Raw genomic sequence first — 17,301 nt, 5'->3', positions numbered from 1 at the left:
TGTTTGCTAACGATTTTCGGTATCGAGTGCTGGAGAAAATAGCTTTTCGATGAACCGAATCCGGCCCCCTGTGGCGCCGCGTCGATTAGCGGGTATCGAATCGAGACGAGCGGGTACTACCTGCGGATGAGCGAAGAAGCGCGACGTAACGACGGCGACAACGACGGTCCGCTCGAAGAGGAACTCGAGGAGAGCTTCGATGCCGTCGTCTCCGAAGGTGGTGAGCGTCTGCACCGAACCGTGCGCACGGTGCTGATCACAGGATTCTTCGGCGGTCTGGAAGTTGCACTGGGTGTCATGGCCTACCTAGCGGTGCTGTACGAGACCGAGAATCATCTACTGGCAGGGCTTGCGTTCGGAATCGGCCTGGTGGCGATCTTCCTGGCCCACGGTGAGTTGTTCACTGAGGACTTCCTCATGCCGATCGCGGCGTTGGTCTCCCGCAACGGCACACCTGCGCAATTGGCGAGGCTGTGGATCGGAACATTGTTGTCGAACTTGGCGGGTGGGTGGTGTGTGATGTGGCTGGTCGCGCATGCTTTCCCACAATGGCTGTCGGTGCTGTCGGAATCCGCGCACCACTTCGTCGACGCCCCGCTGAACCTGCAGTCGATCTGCCTGGCGATCCTCGGCGGCAGCACGATGACCCTGCTGACCCGCATGCAGCAGGGAACCAAATCCGACGTCGCGAAGATCATCGCGGCGATGTCGGCTGCCTTCCTGCTGGCCGGATTGCAGCTCTTTCACTCGATCCTGGACTCCCTGCTGATCTTCGGTGCCATCCACGCGGGCGCAGACATCGGCTACCGAGCATGGCTCGACTGGTTCGGCTACACAGTCGGCTTCAACATCATCGGCGGCGTCGGGCTGGTCACCGCCTTGCGTCTCGTACGAACCAAGGAACTGGTGAAGTCCGAGCGTGATCGCCATCCAGATTGATACGCGAACGGAATCAGGCACTCCGGAACGACACCGAGGGCATTCGACCGGCGTTCGGTGGGAGGCCCTCGGTGTCGTCGGCAATCCCCCTACTCGCAGCCGACACCGTCATTGTCGCGGTCCAAATGCGGACCGTATCCGTACTCGTCGCGATAGACGGGCGCAGCACCGGCGTCACGTGCCTCGGTGCAGTTCTTGTACTGGAACGTGCTGGGAGCGGGAGCGGGCGGTGCATTCTGCGGGGCCGGGGACGGGGCCGGGGCCGGAACCGGCGGGGGCGGTGGGAGGAGCGGTGCGAGCGGCGGCGGGCAGAACTGTGCCGAACCGGTGCCGCATAAGAAATCGGTGATTGGATCGGCTGCGGCAACGGCCGGGGCAGTCATCATCGCTGCGGCGAGTACGACGCTACCTAGTCCAATTCGTGCGAAGAGGGTTTTGCTGGTCATTCATAGCTCCTGGCAGAGGGGGTTGTCGGGTGTCGATCTTCTAGGTTCGGCGCTTGAACAGTCAACGAAGTCATTCGACCGAATGACGCGTGCGAGAACCCGCATACCCGCGTATGCGGAACGAGCAGGCGAAGCGTAGGGGTGAGTGATCTCACGATCGAACTGTTGCGACGCTGCTCATGCGGGTTGTTTGGAGATGTCCCAAAGAATCGACAGAACTTTTGTACGACCTCTATCACGGCTACTGTGGGCGGCACCGCAACTACAGCAGGTCCACCTACTGGTGGGTCAGGTCGAATTCGAAGTTGCTCGTGTTGCGCCCGAAGGGGTGCGGCGGAGGAGGATTGATCAGTCGAATGCACCGTCGTGTTCTGGCAGCGCTGGGAACCAGCATTGCGCTGTCGATACTGGGGACCGGTGTGGTGTCTGCTCAACCGATGCCCGGGACCGGAAGCTCCGATGGTCCCGTGACGACCTTCGGTGAGTCCTCACAGTCGTCTTCTGTTCGTATCGACCATATCGAGATGATCACACCCCGTCGTGCTGCAGTTTTCGTGCAGTCTCCATCGATGAACAAGATCGTTCAGGTTCAGGTGTTGTTGCCTGCAAGGGGCGGCCCGCGCCCTACCCTCTACATGCTCGACGGCGTCAGTGCCGGCAAAGAATCCGACTATGCCGAGAGCACGTGGACGCAGAAGACCGATATCGTGGACTTCTTCGCGGACAAGGACGTCAACGTCGTCCTCCCCATCGGTGGTTCGAGTAGTTACTACACCAACTGGAATGCCCCGGACCCCATCCTCGGCGTCAATATGTGGGAGACGTTCCTGACCTCGGAGCTACCACCGCTGATCGATGCCCGGTTCTCCGGCAACGGTACCAACGCGATTGCCGGCGTTTCCATGGGTGCTCAAGGTGCAATGGATCTGATCACCCGTCACCCCGATCTCTATACCGGTGTGGCAGGCCTGAGTGGCTGCTATGACAACTCGCAGCCGAACCTGAAGGATGCTGTTCGTGCCACTGTCGCGACCAATGGCGGTAACGCGACCAACATGTGGGGTGAGAACGACGATCCGAAGTGGGTCGAGCATGATCCGTCGCGTAACGCAGAAGCCTTGCGCGGCAAGGATGTCTATGTTTCTGTCGGCACCGGTTTGCCCGGCCCATACGAACTCGGACCGGGTGGCACGGGCATCGAGTCGGCCGCCATGGGCGGCCCGCTCGAAGCTGCCGCGCTTTACTGCACAACGTTGTTCGACACCAAACTTCGATCCATCCGCATACCGGCCAAGTTCGTCTATCGGCCTTACGGCATCCACCAGTGGCCGTATTGGCAAGACGATCTGCGCGAGTCCTGGCCGACGCTCCGCGACGCTCTGAACATCTAGGACTCGCGCGACCGGGTCAGATCGCCGAGAAGTGCGCGAGCACGTGCTCGGCAACGGCTGCGGGTTGCTCGAGCGATACCGAGTGGCCCGCAGCTTCGACGCTCCGGTAGTTGCCACCGGATGCCTCGGCGATGTTGACGTCCGAGATGGGCGGCGGGTATGCGTGATCTTCCGTGCCGGAGATCGCGAGCACCGGCACCGTGCAACCGTTCAATTCCTCGACGATTCGCGACCGGTGAATCACCTGGTAGGCAGAGTCGCCGATGCTGGGCTTCAGCTCGGCGATCCGGCCACGCCACTCCTCGACGGCGGGTGTGCCTGCGGACAAGCTGGTGTCTCCGAACATGATGTACAAAACGATGTCGATGTTCTCGCGCCCCCCGATGTCGGCCAGTTGCTCCACGAGGGGAGCGAACGCCTCCAACTGATGCTCCTCCTCAGCCGACGAGCCCATTGCGACGGCGGACAGCAGCAACTCGGGCCGCCTTGCCGCCAACCGAAGCGCGACGAATCCGCCTAGCGAGTTTCCCAGAAAATGCACGCGACCCAGTCGCAGTTCTTCGATGAAGGCAGCAGCGTCCTCGGTCAGGATGTCCACGGACACCTCGGCGCGCGGATGCGTCGAACTCTCGCCGTGGTTGCGGTGGTCGTACGCGAAGACGCGGTGCCCTGCGGACGTCAAGAGTTCGGCCAACGCGTCGAACATTCGATGATCGAAGAACAGTGAATGGCTGAGGACGACGGGGGTGCCGTCCTCCGGTCCTGATACCTCGTAAGACAGCGTCGCGCCGTTGACCTGGATCGTGTTCATGTCGGACTCCTGACCGATTCTTGCCGCCGTTGTGACCCCCGATGTGATGGAGGACACGTGTACTCTCTGCACGGTAAGGCGCATGTATGCGACGGGTCTGCCGGTGACGCGCACGGAATCGACGGCCGGACGCACGGATTCAGGCGCGAAAGGTACAACTTATGACTACCGCAGCGGATTACGTCGTGTCGACCATCGACACCACATTGTTGCCTGCCAGGGATCGGCCGGGCTTCTGGCGTGAACACGTTCGCTTCAACCATGGTGGTCTCGATTTCGCCTTCGACGAAACGATGGGTTTCAGTGGAAAGACCGTCGTGCAGCGGTCCGAAGAATTTCAACTGGTGGAGTTCAGTTCCGATGCCATCGTCTACTCGAGGAGCGCCGTAGCCGCTCGCTCCGACGACGATCGGAGCCTGCGCGTCGTGGTCCCTCGGGCGGGCACGTTTCGATGTGCGCACGGTGACGATCGCGCCATCGTGGGCCCGGGCGCCGCGGTCGCGATGTCGATGGCGGCACCGTTCTCCATCGAGCACGGTCCGGGTGCGCGAGCATGGGTGGTGAGCGTGCCGGAATCGGCCTGGCCGCGTTCGGTCGTTCCCGTGAAGCCGCGGGTTCTCGACCTTGCCTCGGGTATGGGGGCCGTGGCAGCTGCAATGACCGAGCAGCTATCGGTACAACGAGATACTCTCTCGGCGAACAGTTTTCGCGAGGTATCCGATGCGCTCACCAGGATGCTGGTCGGTGTCGCATCCGATGTGTCCCGGTGGCCGGATGTCGCGCAGGCCGCGTCGGCGCTCGTGAAAACGCAGTCCGACGACCCGACTCTTACCCCGAAAACCCTTGCTCGACGCCTCGGCTGGTCGCTGCGGCATGTGCAGGCCGTGACGCAGTCGGTGGGCACCAACCCTTCGGAGATGATCCGGACCAGTCGACTCGTCCGCGCGCGTGCTCGGCTCGACGATCCCGCCCAGTGTCACCGGACGGTCGCCGAGATCGCCCATCAGTCGGGTTTCGGCTCGGTCAGTACCTTCAACGCGGTGTTCCGTGAGGAGTTCGGGATGAGTCCTCGGCAGGCGCGGGTCATCAATGAGCCGCGGTAGCTGCGTATTTCAGGTAGGCGTCGTTCTCGTGTGGGTCGCCGATGGTGATGCGAACCCCGTCGTTTCCGTAGGCGCGCAACAGTATTCCAGCTTCTGCCGCGGCTTCGGTGTAGGGGCCGGAGAGGGCCCCGAGTGGTAGGAACACGAAGTTCGCCTCCGAAGGCGCGACGTCGTAACCCAGCTCGATCAGTGCAGTGCGAACCCGTTTGCGTTCTGCGACAAGGGTATCGGTACGGGTGAGGAGCTCGTCCTTTGCCTCGAGCGATGCCAGCGCTGCCTGCTGTGCAACGGAGCTCACCGCGAATGCGATGCGAACTTTGCTCATCGCGGTGATCACCGCCGAATCACCGACGGCATATCCCACGCGTAGTCCGGCCAGCCCGTACGCCTTGGAAAACGTGCGGAGAACGAGAACGTTGCGACGGTCGCGGGCCAATTCGACACCGTCGGTGTACTCACCCTCCGGGTTGTCGCGGGCGTACTCGAAGTAGGCCTCGTCCAGTACCACGAGGACATGCGCGGGCACCGCGTCGAGGAATCGCTCGAGTGCAGATCTGGCCACGACGGTGCCGGAAGGATTGTTCGGGTTGCAGACGAATATCACGCGGGTGCGCTCGGTGATCGCGGCGAGCATGGCGTCGAGATCATGCACGTGCGCCGCGTTCAGCGGGACCTCTACCGGCGTCGCACCGGCGACGCGCGCGATGATCGGGTACGCCTCGAAGGACCGCCACGCATACATCACCTCGTCGCCGGGGCCGCACATGATCTGGACGACTTCCTGGCACAGTGACACCGATCCGTTGCCTACTGCGATATTGGCCGGGTCGACCTTCACATGCGCGGCGACGGCGTCCACGAGGGCAGTGGCCCGGATGTCGGGGTAGCGGTTGACGGTGTCGACCGACTCGGCGATCTTCTCGCGGACCCCAGGGAGCGGACCCTGCGTCGTCTCGTTGCTGGCCAGCTTGATCGCGCCCGGGAAGTTGCGTCCGGGTACGTAGGCGGGGATTGCGTCGAGGTCGGTGCGGATGCGAGCGGTCACGGCTCACATTATGCGCCAGGTGGAGCTGATCATTTCCTGTGCGTCCGCCGGTAATCCAGCGGGGCGTGCCCCGCCACACTATTTTGGTGTCATGTCGGGAATCTTCACGGATGTGGCAGTGCTCCGAATCGACGCGGAAGACGATGAGCAACCGCCTGGGCAGCTCAAGGTGCCGCTGACGGCCATCTCCCCCGAAGGGTACGTCCGAGGCGGGATCGTAGTGCTGCACGAATCTCGCGAACTACCGGAATCGCTACTGGACTTGCTGCGCGCGCTCGCACTCGAAGGATGGCTGGCCGTCGCCCCGAACTTGTTCCATCGAGGCACCGAGGGTGATGAAGTTTTCGGCGAAAACCTGTTCTCCGATTTCGACGCAACCTTCGACTGGCTCACTTCCCGAGGTGTCTACCCGGACTGCGTCGGGGTCATCGGATTCGACGACGCCGGAACTGCGGCGCTGATCGTCGCAACGAATCGACCGATCGGTGCCGCCGTCAGCGTTGCGGCGGCGGGCATCGTAGAACCACTGAACGCCGACGCCATCGCATTGATCGAAGCCGCGCCCTCGCTCCAGGCGCCCTGGTTGGGTCTGTACGGCGAGAACGACCCCAGGACCCCACCGGAGCACATCGAGGGCCTCCGTGACGCAGCCACACGGTCGTCCGTAGCCACCAACGTCGTCAGCTACAGCGGACTACGCCACCGCGCCGACGAACCGCAGCCGTCACCCGGCAGTACCGAAGACGGTGATCCGGCGGCGGCGGCCCTGATCGAAGCTCAGGCCAGAATTTTCGATTGGTTCGACTCGTTCCTCAGGTGAACGTGATTTGACCTGGCGTTTTGCGTTCTCCTCTCAACCGTGTGTAATCTCGTTCCTCGGCGGTCCGAGAGGGCCGGCAGCCTAGGAGGCGTGCCAGAGCGGCCGAATGGGAGTCACTGCTAATGACTTGACCCTTCACCGGGTCCGGAGGTTCAAATCCTCTCGCCTCCGCCAAGCTGATCCGCAAGGACCAGCCAGTTTGACGCAGGACCGTTGATTCGTAAGGATCAACACAATTGAACATGCGCCCGTAGCTCAACGGATAGAGCACCTGACTACGGATCAGGAGGTTAGGGGTTCGAATCCCTTCGGGCGCACAAGAAATAGCCTCGTACTTGCGGAAACGCACAGTGCGAGGTTATTTTTCTGTCTTTGATTCCGAGGACCCAGGGTGTCCGTTTCGATGGGTTCCGACCGAGCGGACGTAAGCGTCTGTCATGATCGGGGGATGCTTGGACTCATTGGATTGTTACTCGTTGTGTGGCTGGTGTTCGTCATTCTCGGGTTCGTTGTCAAAGGCTTGCTCTGGTTGGCCGTCCTCGGGATCGTGTTGTTCGCAGCGACCGCGGCGTGGGGTTGGCTGAAGCGAAACACTCGCACCTGACGCTGGGCTGATTCGCTCATCGAGAATGCGGACGAGCTCAGATTGCATCCTCGGAGTGGCGAGGTGTCGATGTTGCGAGGGCAGCAACGACTTGAAGAAGATTCGCGGCACTGAAGCTTTCGGGCCTACGTACGACGTCTATCGCAGCTCCTTGGATGAGCGCGACGAGTGTGGACCGGAAAGCGTCGGGATCGAGATCGTGTTCCCGGGCGAATCGGTCGGTGACGGGGTGAATCGCGTCGGTATACAAACGGAGACCCGTGTCGATCTGGTCACGAAAATCGATGCTTCTTCGGAAGAAATAGAACTGGAAAAGTAGGTCGACTTCATCACGCTGAGTGTGGAGGCCTTCCAGTTCTGTGGTGATCATCTCGTGGAGGGCGACGTCTGCGGGAAGGTCCTCGCCGAACCCGTCTTCCGGCCCGTCCAAGGTTGTTTCGAGTAATCGAGCAAGCAGAGCGTGCAGCAATCCGTTCTTGGTTTGGTAGTAGAAGTAGACGAGGCCGCTGGAGAGATCAGCTTCCGCAGCGACAGTCCGGGCCGTGACTGTCTCCAGTCCGCCATCGAGCGCCACCAATTTTGCGGCGGCGAGGATGTCACTGCGCCGCTCGAGTTCTGACTTCTTTGCTCCGACCACTCTCGAGAGCCTAGACCTGCGCAAGTGTATGGCCAGCAGGTATGAGGTGGCCGAGAGTCACATTGCGCTCATTGACCGGTTGGTCAATACTGGAGGTATTGGTGTTGCTTCATCGCCGTCTACCGCTAGGAGAAGAATTGTGTCCCATTCCCTGAGGAACCAAACCGTCTTGGTCACCGGCGGCGGCAGTGGTATCGGCCGACTTCTTGCCCTGGGTGCTGCTGAGCGTGGGGCCCGGGTCATCGTGTGGGATCTTTCCGACGAGGCCGGCAGGAAAGTCAGCCGGGAGATCGTTGCCGCGGGTCACTCCGCCGAGGCCTACACCGTCGACGTGTCCGATCGCGATTCCGTCCAGGCAGCCGCGAAGCTAACGGGGCCTGTCGACGTTCTGATCAACAACGCGGGGATCGTCACCGGCAAGAACCTCCTCGACGCCTCCGACGAAGCCATCGAGCGAACGATCCGCGTGAACACGCTTTCCCTCTTCTGGGTCACCCGGGCCTTCCTCGGCAACATGATCGAGAACCGTCGCGGTACCGTCGTCACCGTTTCCAGTGCTGCGGGGCTTGTGGGGGTCGCCAAGCAAACCGACTACTCCGCGAGCAAGTTCGCCGCCTTCGGTTTCGCTGAATCACTCCGTGTGGAACTCTCGAAAGCCAACGCAGGTGTCAACTCGTTGGTTGTGTGTCCGTACTTCGTCAGCACCGGGATGTTCAAGGGTGTGCAGACGAAATACCCACTCCTCCTGCCGATCCTCACGCCCGAGTTCGTGGCGGAGAAGACTTTGACAGCGATCGAGAAGGGCCGGCAGGAGTTGATCATGCCCCGATTCGTGAACCTGTTGTCACCGGCTCGCGTGCTCCCGGTTCGCTGGTTCGACAAACTCATGAATCAGCTCGGCGTCAACAACACCATGGATCATTTCGTCGGCCGCGTCGAGGCGAAAAACAAGAATTGACGATCTTTGCAATGGGCAAACCAAAGCTGCAACAAGAGTGATGAGTCCCCAACTGCCCGGTCGTCTCGGATATAGGGTGATCTTGTAGCAGTGATAGGCGGAGTGTTCGACCTGAATTCGACTCACCTCACGGCCGTCTCGACGGCGGAGAATGCCGGTTCGCTGGTCGACTCCGGCCTTGTACTTTCGCCGGAATCGAGGAGTCGTAGATGTCTCACGTCATCGTCAAGGCATCGACAGTGATCACCGTCGACGCCGAACGTCCGCGCGCGGAAGCAGTTGCGGTGGACACCGAGACCGGTGTGATCATTGCGGTAGGCACCTTGGCTGACTGCCAAGGTGCCTCTCCCGATGCGACGGTCACCGACCTGGGGTCCAGCGTTCTGCTGCCTGGTTTCATCGACTCGCACAATCACCCAGGACTCTCCGGGCTTGTCACGCAGGCACCGGCCTATTGGATTGCTCCCTACGTCGGTTACCCATCATTCGCCGACGTCGAGACGCTCTTCCATAAGGCCAACGCAGAGGAGCCCGCTGGTCAGCCACTGTTGTTCAACGGTCTCGATCGAATGCTTCAAGGAGCTCCGGAGCTCGATCGGGTGCAGCTCGACGCCTATTTCCCTGATCGAGCGGTGATCGTCTTCGACAACTCGGGCCACGAGGTGTACTTCAACTCGGGCGTGATCGCCGCGCTGGGCTGGCCGAACGGCACACCCCCAGCGGATCCTGCCGGCGCGTCGTTCGGTCGCAACGAGGACGGCTCCTCGAACGGACTCGCTTACGAAAGCACGGCGATCGCACAGGTCCTGATGCCTATGTTGCCGAAGATTGTCAGTCATCCGCTGCACTCGTGCGCCCAGTGGTATGCGCTCATGGCTCGCCACGGAGTGACCGCGACCTCGGATCACTCATATTCCGATGAAAGTAAGCCCATCTTCGAGGCGCTGGCCTCGACGTCGGATTGCCCGATTCGGATTTCGCTGTATCACGTGTCGACCGAATCGACCTGTGGCGAGCCGTTCAGCTCGCCGGTCCCGGACAACATGCTGCGCAAACAGGGCATCAAGCTGTGGGCGGACGGCGCGCCCTGGGTCGGAACGATCGCGATCTCGTTTCCGTACCTCGATACCGCGACCACTCGTAATGCGCAGATCGTTCCCGGCGCCACCTACGAGACCAAGATGAACTACTCGCGAGCCCAACTGGATGCGACTCTTGCTTCCAACGCCGACAAAGGATTTCAGTTCGCGTTCCATGTCAACGGCGACGTCGCTCTCGACATCGTTCTCGACGCTTACGAGCGCGCGCTGGATGTCAACGGCCTGACCGGAACAGATCACCGATGGCGGGTGGAACACCTCGGTGCCTGCCGGGGAGACCAGTTCGAGCGCGCCGCAAATCTTGGCGTCGTGCTGTCGATGGGGCCTTACCAGTTGATCTATTGGGGAGACTTGCTGGACGGCGAGATCTTCGACAGCAAGATCGGGGCGCAGTGGCAGCGGATCGGGGACGCGTTCCGTGCAGGCGCTGTCGTGGCATTTCACAATGACGGCATGGTCAGCCCGCCCGATGTGCTGCTGAACATTCAGACCGTGATCACGCGGAGGACTCCATCCGGACAGCTACATGGCGCAGAGCAGATCATCAGTCTGGATGACGCCATCAAAGCCCAGACGATCAACGCCGCGCACGTCCTGCATCGAGACCACGAGATCGGCTCGATCGAGGTCGGAAAACTCGCGGACTTCACAGTGCTTTCGCGCGACCCCTACGAAGTGGAGGCCTCCCGGCTGACTACCGACGTGGCGGTCGAGGGGACCTGGGTGGGTGGCAAGCCGATCGACCTCGACGTATTCCTCGAGCAGGTACGCGCAACTGACCCGACCGAGCACCACGCGGCAATCGCGGGCGTGAGTGCGGGCATTCACCGCTGCTGAAGCGAGGCACCGGCTACAACCGCAACGCTCCAGTCCGCTGACCCGTTGGTGTAAGTGATCGGTGGTGACGTCTTCGAGGATCGTGTCGATCACTTCGCCGTGGCTCCGACAAGCGGTGAGAGTTGTGATGCGATCGGGTTGAGATTGAGTTTGTCCGGATCCACCTTCGGCTTGCGATCCCAGGGCTGCGGAGTTCGAGGATCCGCGAAGACGATCCGGTTAGCGCTGCGGACGCCCGTCACACTGCCCTGGGGTGTTGCACAGTTGGCCTGGAGGTTCAGCGGGTAGCTTCCTTGGGTGATGTCGAAGTTGGGATCTTTAGCTTTCTCCTCGTCGAGGACTGCCTGCGAACCCTCGTAGCCGATGGTGCACGGTGGCGGATTGTTCGTCTCCAACACAAGTCCCAGGTGAGCTGTGCCGTCATTGGGCACGATAGTTCCGGCTCCTGCAGCAAGGGAGGGTAGAAAGATCAGCAGCGGTCTGAGCGCGACGGCTTTGAGACCTGTGAGTTCGGTGACCGAGTTGATGTTCGCCAGGTCTGCCGTCAGAGCGGGACCACCTTCGGCGATCAACGCGCCAACCTGATCGCCTGCTGCAGTACCGGTCTCGATGAGCTGCCTGATGTCGGGGTCGTTGCTGCGCAGCTGGGCAGCAACCGAGTCGAGACCGGTACTGAACTGACCGATAGCAGAGGCCTGTGCGGACTGGGTGTCGAGCACAGTCCTGCTGTCCCTGATGAGTGAGAGTGTCTCTGGCAGAGCTTCGTTGGCGTTCTCGGACAGCGATCCGAGAGTATCGGCCAACATCTGCAGGTCGTCACCCCTGCCGTTCAAGGCATTACCGAGCTCACGTACGACTGTCGTCAGGTTTTTCAAAGGAACCGTTTTCACGAGCTGATCGACGCCGGCTAGAACTTTTTCGACAGGTACAGGTGTTTCGGTGTTCTCGAGCCCGATCGTGGAACCGTCGTCGAGATAAGGCCCGTCCTCGCTTGTCGGCTGCAGATCGACATATTGCTCTCCGACCATCGACCGGTTGGCGACGACCGCTTTCGCCGAATTCGGGATATTCGGTCCGTTGCTGTCGAGGAGAAGCTCCGCGTCGATTCCGTTGTGTGTCAAGGATAATTTCCCGACGGTGCCCACTGGCACCCCACGGTAGGTGACTTCCGCGTTCGTGAAAATGCCGCCGGAGTCTTCGAATTCTGCGTTGACTCGGTACTGTCCGAAACCGAGCAGGTTGTCTATCCGAACGTACTTCGCACCGACAAAGGTCGTCCCCACTGAAGTAACGACGAGCAGTGCAATGAGCTGCAGCCTGACCTGCCGAGATATCACAGAATACCTCCCGGTTGCTTTACCACTACCGACCTCCACCGAACGGTGGCCACCGTCTGGCGCTGGTCATTCAGGCGAACCCGACTGCGCTTGTACCCGTTCGAGTTCGCGCATCAGAGCAGTGACCTTCCGGTCGCGTGCCAGCTTCCATTCGAGGACGGGGTTGAGAATTCCGCGGAGCCAGAAGTACGGCAGCCAAACAGCAGGCGCGACCATCCGTGCGCCGCGAGTTCGGACGGCCTCGAGGAGTAGATCTGCCGCTCGGTCAGCGGGCAGTCTTCTGTTCAGTGGCCAGGGGAGAAGCTGACCGATTCGCTTTCCCATCGGGTCGTTGTCGAGCGTGTTTCGCGCCAGGCCGGTGTCCACCACTCCGAAGTACGCGAGCCCGGCGGAGGCTCCGAATGCCGCCAGTTCGATGCGCAGTCCGCGGCCGAGTTGTTCGACAGCGGCCTTGCTCACCATGTACGGGGCCCCACCCATGCCAGGGGTGAACGCGGCGCACGAGGACACCAAAAGCATGTGCCCGCCGCTGGCGACGATCTCATCTGCCGCAGCCCGCACGATGTTCAGCACGCCGCCGAAATTGACGGCCATCACGGAGTCGAAGACATTGCGGTCGACAGTCCGAATCGTCGCCGGTGGCGGGGTGATTCCCGCGTTGGCAACTACGATGTCGAGTGTTCCGAAGGTCTTCACCGTCCGTCGGACGCACTCCACCATCGCCTCGGAGTCGGTCACGTCCGCCGCGAGGAAGAGGACTCGTTCGGATGGATGCGCATGTGGAGGTATGTCTCGATCGACAACGACGACATACGCGCCTGCCGCTAGCAACTTCTCGACGGTCGCAGCGCCGATTCCCCGCGCTCCGCCCGTCACCAGCGCAACTTTTTCGGGAAGAGATATGTCTCCTCTCATGAGCGGCCCTCCAACCGTGTTGGATTGGTGGCCGCGGTCGGTTTTTTCGCATCGGAAGCACTTCCGATGCGGTACTCGTAGTGGCCGAGTTCGATCGTGGACATGCGGCGGGTGAAGTTACGTACGGAGCCTGGCCAGTAGGTGACATTCCGCCCCGATGGACTCAGGTAGTAACTACTGCACCCGCCGGAGTTCCATACCGAACCCGCGAGTGTGGCATCGGTGTAGTCGGCGAACTCGGTCTGCGCCTGCTTGCTTACCTCCAGCGATCGAATCTTGTTGGTGTCCATAGCCCGTAGGGCATCGAGGATGTAGTTCACCTGGGCTTCGATCGTGACCACCTGCGATGTGTAGACGACCGAATTGGGCCCGAGCAGCATGAAGAAGTTCGGGAATCCGTGCACGGTCGTACCTCGATAGGAAGACATCTCTCCCGACGGCCACACATCTGCCAACGACTGTCCATCGCGGCCCCGTATGCGGCGAAAACCCGAGTGGCCGGCGACGGTGAATCCAGTTCCCAGCACGATGGTGTCCACCTCGTGAGTTCGCCCGTCGGTGGTCACGATCCCAGCGGAAACAACCCGGGCGATACCGGCTGTTTCGACGGCGACATTGTCCCGAGACAGTGCCGGATAGAACTTGTTCGAGAACGTCGGTCGCTTGCATCCGAACGCATAGTCCGGAGTGAGCTTCCTTCGCAACACGGGATCCTTCACCTGGCGACGCAAATGCGCTCGTCCGAGCACTGTGAGGGGTGTGAGTAGCGATCGATGGTGAATGAGACCGGGTACCAGGGCTTCTTGGAACAAGTCGAACGTGCGCCGCATCGTGCGTTGCAGCAGTGGGAACTTTCGGAGCATCGATCTACCTGACTTCGAGATCGACCGGTCCGGGTGCGGCAGTATCCACGTCGGGGTCCGCTGAAACACGGTCAGATGTGCGGCTTCGGGTGCGATGCGCGGGACGAATTGCACGGCGGAGGCTCCGGTGCCGATCACTGCTAGTCGACGACCCCTCGCGGAGTGTTCGTGATTCCATTCCGCGGAGTGGAATACTGATCCCGAAAACGATTCCAGTCCAGCAATATTGGGTTTGGCGGGCTCGCTGAAGGGCCCGAGTGCGCCGACGAGTATTCGCGCCGACCAGGTTCCCGCCGACGTCGTCAAGAGCCACCTGGCCTCTTCGTCGTTCCAGGTGGCGTCAAGCACCTCGTGACCGAAGCGGATCCGGTCTCTGATGTCGAACCGGTCCGCGCAGTCGTTCAGGTAGGCTTCGATTTCGGGCTGGAGGGGATAGAGGCGTGTCCAGTCCGGATTGGGCGCGAAAGAGAACGAGTACAGCGCAGAAGGTATATCGCACTGGGCACCGGGGTAGGTATTGACGTGCCACGTTCCACCGACTGCGTCATCGCGTTCGAAGATCAGAAAATCTTTGCGCCCTTCCTGCTGAAGGCGGATCGCTGCACCGAGGCCACCGAATCCGGCCCCGATGATGGCGACATCGATGAGGATGACTGCCGGGTGGTTGGACGCCACATCATGCTCGGCGGCAGACGTATCCGAAACGGCAGAGGTCATGAGATTTTCAACTCCATTTCTTACAGATCGAGGACGACGACTTCGCCGCCGGCAGCAGCTCGCGAAACACACGGTGTGAGCGCGGTCTTCCGCTCGGTGGCATCGAGTACGCGGTCGCGATGATCGACCCGGCCTTCGACGAGTCCGACGACGCAGACCCCGCAGAAGCCCTGACGACACGAGTACGGTTGATCGGGCCTCGACCGGCGAAGTGCGTCGAGTGCAGTCTCCTGTGCGCCAACGGCAATCGTTTCACCAGAACGGTTCAAGTGGAGCGTGAAGGGTTTACCGTCGGTTACTGCGGGCGGAGCGAAAAGTTCGGCATGAAACTCCTGAATTCTGCTGTTTCGTATGGACTCGTCGCGAAGCTTTCTTGAGAGCGCCGCCGGTCCGCACACGTACATTGCGGAGTCGACCGCCGCGAGTTCGATGATCGTTTCAGGATTAGGTAGACCGTCGATATCGTCGGCCGCGAGAATCAGGCGGCCGCCCGATGTCAGAGCCAACCGACTCAGCTCGGCGACGAAAGGAAGGGTTGCGCGAGATCGTCCGTGGTAGTAAAGAGTCCATGGAACTTTGTCCACTACGGCGCGCTCGATCATAGAACGAATAGGCGTGATGCCGATTCCTGCTGCGACGAAGAGGTAATTGTCGGCCCGTGCCATCGGAAAGGCATTGCGAGGACCGCGAACTCGAACGAGATCGCCGCACTCGAGGTTGTGGATCTCGCTGGACACTCGGCCACCAGGAATTCTGCGAACACTGATTCGATAATGCTCGCCCCCAGTGGGGAGGCCGGCGAGCGAGTACTGACGCAATTCTCCCGACGGTGTGGTGATGTCGACGTGCGCGCCGGGATGCCACGTGGGGAGTGGTGCGCCGTCGCGTCGGCGGAGCAAAAGTGATCGGACGTCCTCTGTCTCCTCGACGATGTCGTCGATGATCATCTCGAACTCGTACCCAGTGCTTCTTCGTGGGCGAGCCGGGGAGAGGGCGGTGACGATCGAGGAGTCCGTCACAAGTTTGGCGTAGATCCGAGATACGGCCCCGATAGCTCTGAGTCCGACACCAGGATCGGTGACGGTGGTATCGCCCAAGTGGCTCCGGGTTTCGACCGATGTCGGCTGTTGAGTCATGTTGTCTCTGCTCACTGTTGCGTTGCCAATGCTGCGGGAGACTTGGCCAGATATTGCACAGCTTTATTGATGTCGCCCATGCCCGAGGGGTGGAAACCTGGACGGATATACAGCGCGAGCTGCACGAAGAGAAACGATAGTCCTGGAATCAATTGTTTACGTGAGGCTTTCGCGAACGCGAGAGGCCAAGGTGTGTGAAGGCGCCGACGTAGGCGGCCTTTGCCTGAGCGCGGAGTGGCAACCGGGTTCTTGTACAGATATGCCGCTGTGCTGAACCACAGAAGGGCCAGCCCGGCGCTCGCCGCGACAGCAGTCCGGGCGCGTCGAAATCCACCTCCGTCTACGTACTGGAATGCATCGAATGCGACGTTGCGGTGCTCGAGTTCTTCCGCACCGTGCCAGCGCAGCAGATCCAGCATCGTCGGATCTACTCCGAGTCGGTCGAATTCGGTGTTGTCGAGCAACCATTCACCTACGACGGCGGTGAAATGCTCTGCAGCCGCATAAATGCCCAGGCGTTCGTTCAGCCACATCTTCCCTGCTCGGCCAGTCAGGCCATGGTCACCGAAAACCACCCCTACTGCGAATCGGATGCGCCGAAGGATGGGTTCGATGTCCACTCCGTGAGCGATCAGGTAGTCGCGAAAGCTTTCGTGCGAAGACGCGTGAGTTGCTTCCTGCCCCACGAAACCGACCACTTCTTCGCGCAACCGGGGGTCGTCGATGAAGGGCAGGGCGCGCGCGAAGACATCGGCCATGGCGCGTTCACCCTCGGGCAACACCAGGTGCATCACGTTCCAGAAGTGCGTGGCGTACCACTCCCCAGGGATGTATTGAAGCGGGACGTTCGACCAATCGAATTTCACCGCGCGCGCGACGATCGCGTAGGACTCGTCGGTGTGCGCCTTGCTTGTCGTGTCGACCGCGTTGTTTCGAGACATCCGAACTCCATTTCTGCGGGTAATGTTCTCGTCGATGTTACATTGCAACAATCTGTGTTGCAATGATGCAAAAGGCGGATGGTCGACGAACAGGTGGCCGCTAAGATCGAACAATGCATCCCGACGGAGACGATGGCCCCATTCTCGATGCCGCGTTCGAGCTGTTCGGGCAGGTCGGCATCGCTCGTACAACGATCGGAGACGTCGCAAAGCGAGCCCGGATCAACCGGGTGACCGTCTACCGCCGGATCGGGTCCAAGGACGAGTTGGTGCAAGCTGTCATGGCACGCGAGTCATCACGGCTTTTTGCGTCGCTGGCGAAGTCGGCCGCGGAGCAATCTTCGCGAGAAGACCGTGTCGCACATGGTTTCGCGACGACGATCGACTCGGTCCGTACCAATCCGGTGTTGTTGAAAATGTTCGATTCCGAGAGCCCCGTGGTGTTGGAACAGCTGACTATCAATGCGTCGGCCCTGCTCGAGCCTGCTATCAGGGCCGCAACTCAGATTGCGCTAGACGAATCCGGCACGAAGACATTCGCAGTGCCTGATGCGCCGGAAATCGTTGCACGCGTCGTGCATTCGATCTTATTGACGCCTTCGGCAGGCGCTCCGCTCGAGACATACGAGGACCTGCTCACGTTTGCGCACCGCAACATCGTCCCGTTGCTCGTCGCAGAGCGCACCGCATCGAAGTCGTAG

General features: G+C 61.0%; 17 protein-coding genes and 2 tRNA genes. 10 read left to right on the top strand and 9 right to left on the bottom strand.

Going from position 1 to position 17,301, the window contains the following annotated elements; all coding sequences use genetic code 11:
• The first annotated feature begins 126 nt into the window (after positions 1 to 126).
• Entirely contained in the window at positions 127 to 939 is an 813-nt protein-coding gene (locus E5720_RS09290; protein WP_136170426.1) for a formate/nitrite transporter family protein, read from the top strand.
• 89 nt (positions 940 to 1,028) lie between these two features.
• Here the strand turns inward: E5720_RS09290 and E5720_RS09285 are convergent, their stop codons facing one another.
• A complete protein-coding gene (locus E5720_RS09285; protein WP_136170425.1) occupies positions 1,029 to 1,385 on the bottom strand; it encodes an excalibur calcium-binding domain-containing protein in 357 nt (118 codons plus the stop codon).
• A gap of 356 nt (positions 1,386 to 1,741) precedes the next feature.
• On the opposite strand from E5720_RS09285, the gene E5720_RS09280 reads away from it, so the two are divergent.
• A complete protein-coding gene (locus E5720_RS09280; RefSeq protein WP_136170424.1) occupies positions 1,742 to 2,776 on the top strand; it encodes an alpha/beta hydrolase family protein in 1,035 nt (344 codons plus the stop codon).
• Positions 2,777 to 2,792: 16 nt separating this feature from the next.
• Here the strand turns inward: E5720_RS09280 and E5720_RS09275 are convergent, their stop codons facing one another.
• Positions 2,793 to 3,587, bottom strand: coding sequence for an alpha/beta fold hydrolase (locus tag E5720_RS09275; RefSeq protein ID WP_136170423.1), 795 nt, complete (start codon positions 3,585 to 3,587; stop codon positions 2,793 to 2,795).
• A gap of 161 nt (positions 3,588 to 3,748) precedes the next feature.
• Between E5720_RS09275 and E5720_RS09270 the strand changes: the two genes are divergently transcribed.
• Entirely contained in the window at positions 3,749 to 4,690 is a 942-nt protein-coding gene (locus tag E5720_RS09270) for an AraC family transcriptional regulator (RefSeq protein WP_136170422.1), read from the top strand.
• Here E5720_RS09270 and hisC read toward each other — a convergent pair.
• Positions 4,674 to 5,735, bottom strand: a complete 1,062-nt coding sequence (gene hisC, locus E5720_RS09265; protein WP_136170421.1) for a histidinol-phosphate transaminase — start codon at positions 5,733 to 5,735, stop codon at positions 4,674 to 4,676. The two genes, E5720_RS09270 and hisC, sit on opposite strands and share 17 nt — an antisense overlap.
• 91 nt (positions 5,736 to 5,826) lie before the next feature.
• Here hisC and E5720_RS09260 point away from each other — a divergent pair, with 91 nt between their 5' ends.
• The 4 genes from E5720_RS09260 to E5720_RS21665 all read left to right on the top strand — a co-directional run bounded on the left by E5720_RS09260 (position 5,827) and on the right by E5720_RS21665 (position 7,159).
• Positions 5,827 to 6,555 carry a dienelactone hydrolase family protein gene (locus E5720_RS09260; protein ID WP_136170420.1) on the top strand — a complete coding sequence of 243 codons (729 nt, stop codon included), beginning with the start codon at positions 5,827 to 5,829 and terminating at the stop codon, positions 6,553 to 6,555.
• Between the two features lie 84 nt (positions 6,556 to 6,639).
• A tRNA-Ser gene (locus tag E5720_RS09255) sits at positions 6,640 to 6,729 on the top strand.
• A gap of 70 nt (positions 6,730 to 6,799) precedes the next feature.
• Positions 6,800 to 6,872 (top strand) — tRNA-Arg (locus E5720_RS09250).
• Between the two features lie 131 nt (positions 6,873 to 7,003).
• On the top strand, positions 7,004 to 7,159 hold the full coding sequence (locus E5720_RS21665; RefSeq protein ID WP_168708322.1) for a hypothetical protein: 156 nt from the start codon (positions 7,004 to 7,006) through the stop codon (positions 7,157 to 7,159).
• Positions 7,160 to 7,196: 37 nt separating this feature from the next.
• On the opposite strand, the gene E5720_RS09245 is transcribed toward E5720_RS21665, so the two are convergent.
• Positions 7,197 to 7,796, bottom strand: coding sequence for a TetR family transcriptional regulator (locus tag E5720_RS09245; protein ID WP_168708321.1), 600 nt, complete (start codon positions 7,794 to 7,796; stop codon positions 7,197 to 7,199).
• A 139-nt stretch (positions 7,797 to 7,935) separates the two neighbouring features.
• Between E5720_RS09245 and E5720_RS09240 the strand changes: the two genes are divergently transcribed.
• Positions 7,936 to 8,754: an SDR family oxidoreductase gene (locus tag E5720_RS09240; protein WP_136170418.1), complete on the top strand. Its 819-nt coding sequence runs from the start codon at positions 7,936 to 7,938 to the stop codon at positions 8,752 to 8,754.
• Between the two features lie 209 nt (positions 8,755 to 8,963).
• Complete coding sequence (locus E5720_RS09235) at positions 8,964 to 10,691, top strand: amidohydrolase (protein WP_136170417.1); 1,728 nt, start codon at positions 8,964 to 8,966, stop codon at positions 10,689 to 10,691.
• 89 nt (positions 10,692 to 10,780) lie between these two features.
• On the opposite strand, the gene E5720_RS09230 is transcribed toward E5720_RS09235, so the two are convergent.
• The 5 genes from E5720_RS09230 to E5720_RS09210 form a co-directional block, all read right to left on the bottom strand.
• Entirely contained in the window at positions 10,781 to 12,028 is a 1,248-nt protein-coding gene (locus tag E5720_RS09230; protein ID WP_136170416.1) for an MCE family protein, read from the bottom strand.
• 66 nt (positions 12,029 to 12,094) lie between these two features.
• Complete coding sequence (locus tag E5720_RS09225) at positions 12,095 to 12,943, bottom strand: SDR family NAD(P)-dependent oxidoreductase (protein WP_136170415.1); 849 nt, start codon at positions 12,941 to 12,943, stop codon at positions 12,095 to 12,097.
• Positions 12,940 to 14,523 (bottom strand): NAD(P)/FAD-dependent oxidoreductase, encoded by a 1,584-nt coding sequence (locus E5720_RS09220; protein ID WP_136170414.1) that lies wholly within the window; start codon positions 14,521 to 14,523, stop codon positions 12,940 to 12,942. Before E5720_RS09220 ends, E5720_RS09225 begins: the two co-directional genes overlap by 4 nt.
• A gap of 20 nt (positions 14,524 to 14,543) precedes the next feature.
• Positions 14,544 to 15,659: a PDR/VanB family oxidoreductase gene (locus tag E5720_RS09215; RefSeq protein WP_136170413.1), complete on the bottom strand. Its 1,116-nt coding sequence runs from the start codon at positions 15,657 to 15,659 to the stop codon at positions 14,544 to 14,546.
• An 11-nt stretch (positions 15,660 to 15,670) separates the two neighbouring features.
• A complete protein-coding gene (locus E5720_RS09210) occupies positions 15,671 to 16,600 on the bottom strand; it encodes a metal-dependent hydrolase (RefSeq protein WP_136170412.1) in 930 nt (309 codons plus the stop codon).
• Between the two features lie 113 nt (positions 16,601 to 16,713).
• Here E5720_RS09210 and E5720_RS09205 point away from each other — a divergent pair, with 113 nt between their 5' ends.
• Positions 16,714 to 17,301: a TetR/AcrR family transcriptional regulator gene (locus E5720_RS09205; RefSeq protein WP_136170411.1), complete on the top strand. Its 588-nt coding sequence runs from the start codon at positions 16,714 to 16,716 to the stop codon at positions 17,299 to 17,301.

Source organism: Rhodococcus sp. PAMC28707 (genome assembly GCF_004795915.1).
GTDB lineage: Bacteria > Actinomycetota > Actinomycetes > Mycobacteriales > Mycobacteriaceae > Rhodococcoides.
The sequence above is the reverse complement of the archived record's forward strand: the minus strand, read 5'-3'. Positions and strand labels throughout refer to the sequence as shown.